The sequence below is a fragment of the Candidatus Electronema sp. TJ genome (assembly GCF_048287355.1).
Taxonomy (GTDB): Bacteria; Desulfobacterota; Desulfobulbia; order Desulfobulbales; family Desulfobulbaceae; genus Electronema.
In genome coordinates this window covers 1-1,808 of sequence record NZ_JBLWEP010000014.1, presented here as the reverse complement: position 1 = coordinate 1,808, position 1,808 = coordinate 1, and the positions used below count along the sequence as shown (strand labels likewise).

General features: G+C 59.0%; 3 protein-coding genes. 1 reads left to right on the top strand and 2 read right to left on the bottom strand.

Annotated elements, in window-relative coordinates; genetic code table 11:
• A partial coding sequence (locus tag ACNKID_RS02025) for a glutathionylspermidine synthase family protein (protein ID WP_417911762.1) occupies positions 1–590 on the bottom strand: 590 nt, incomplete at its 3' end.
• A complete protein-coding gene (locus ACNKID_RS02020) occupies positions 590–892 on the bottom strand; it encodes a hypothetical protein (protein ID WP_417911761.1) in 303 nt (100 codons plus the stop codon). The genes ACNKID_RS02020 and ACNKID_RS02025, both read right to left, overlap by 1 nt.
• A 177-nt stretch (positions 893–1,069) precedes the next feature.
• Between ACNKID_RS02020 and cmoA the strand changes: the two genes are divergently transcribed.
• The coding region (gene cmoA, locus ACNKID_RS02015) for a carboxy-S-adenosyl-L-methionine synthase CmoA (protein WP_417911760.1) at positions 1,070–1,808 on the top strand (739 nt) is incomplete at its 3' end.

Below are 1,808 nucleotides of genomic sequence, written 5' to 3'. Positions count from 1 at the left end.
GTGTCAAGCCCGGCCTGCGCCGCAGTGTCGCGCATGTACTCAACCGTGCAGAGATCCTCCTCATTGTCCTTGATGCAGCTGAGATAGAGCGGCCCCTTGATCCATCCGTCCGCTGCAATCTGCCGCCAGCGTTCAATCAGCTTGTCGTGGAGGGAGTTGAACTGATCCATCTCCGGCTTGACATCCTCCAGCCAGAACCACTGCGCCGCGCCGCATTCAATCAGCGAGGTGGGCGTGTCCGCATTGTACTCCAGCAGCTTGGGCGGGTATCTGCCGTCATAGCTGAAATCAAAGCGGCCATACAGCGTCGGCTCGTCGCGGTTCCACGAATCAACAATCAGCTGCCGCGCGTGCTCTGGAATGGCCAGCCGGTCGAACCAGTCCCGCTCGATGATCACTCCGGCAGCCTCGATGCACATCTCATGGAGCTTGGCGGTCACGTTTTCCAGCATGTCCACCTCCTCCGCCGTGAAGGAGTAACAGACCGACTCGTCCCAATATTTCCCATCCATGCTGTGGTAGGAGAAACCGATCTCCTCCAGCTTCCGCTGCCAGTTCGGACGGGGAACAGAATGCTCGCGCTCCATCATCAGCCTCCTGAGCTTCTGAAGGAGGAGCCGAAGCCGCCGCGCCTGATGCTCGATGTGCTGATGCTGCCGGTCCGCGAGCGGGCGCTGCTCTTCTTCACCGCGCTGTAATGGCGGCTGGAATGACTGCTGGAATGGCCGCCGTCGTAGTCGTCATCAGGCTCGCAGGCTTCCTCGCCCCACTCCCGCACGCAGTCCTCGCGGCTGGTGTAGGTGTAGCGCACCGAATCATCGCAGCCAGCGGTCAGCACGCCTGCCGCACTGATCAGCAGCAGATGAATGCAGCTGGAACGTTTTTTTTTCATCGCGCGTATAAATTGTGAGGTTGTGACTTGCCGCAGGAGCTGCCCCGGAACTGCGGGAAGGAGCAGCATTTTTAAGTTGATTTTCAAGATTGTTTTATACTTTCCGTTTGACAAGAAAGCAAGGCCGTTTTACAAGGCAGGGCGGCGTGTTTTTCATTCAACGTGTCAGGCAGGACAATGAACAGCGACAGAATTTACAGCAGCGGCGAGGTGAGCGAGGATTTCTCCTTCAATGAGCGGGTGGCCGAGGTCTTTGACGACATGCTCGACCGCTCGGTGCCCTTTTACCGGGCGGTGATTACAACCACAGCCTCGCTGATCCGGCAGATGGCCAAGCCTGGCAGCACGGTGGTCGATCTTGGCTGCTCGACCGGCTCCGCTTTGGTGGAGCTGTCGCGCCTGCTGCCGGACATGAGCCTGCGTTTCATCGGCATTGACATGGCTCCGGCCATGCTGGCAAAAGCCCGGCGCAAGGCGGAGATGTTCAGCAAGCAGATTGAGTTCCGTCAGCAGGACATCACCGCGCCGGAGCTGGCGGAGCAGATCGCCGGGGCGGAGATCATCCTGTGCAGCTACACCTTGCAGTTCATCCGGCCCCTGCTGCGGCAGGATTTTGTCCGCAGGCTGCACACGGCCCTGCCCGCAGGCGGCCTGCTCTTCCTCAGTGAGAAGATTCTCAGCGGCCACAGCCTGCTGAACCGCAAATTCATCAATGTTTATCATGAATTCAAGCGCGAGCAGGGCTATTCCGAGCTGGAGATTGCAGCCAAGCGCGAGGCGCTGGAAAACGTCCTCATTCCTTTCACAGCGGAAGAGAACCTCGGCCTGCTGCGCAACGCGGGTTTCAGCTGGGCGGAGAGCTATTTCCGCTGGATCAACTTCGCTTCGTTTGTTGCGGTGAAAGAGGAAGGGCAGG

Coding starts and splice junctions, on each gene's coding strand:
- ACNKID_RS02020 (WP_417911761.1), bottom strand. CDS start 892: ATGAAAAAAAAACGTTCCAGCTGCATTCATCTGCTGCTGATCAGTGCG.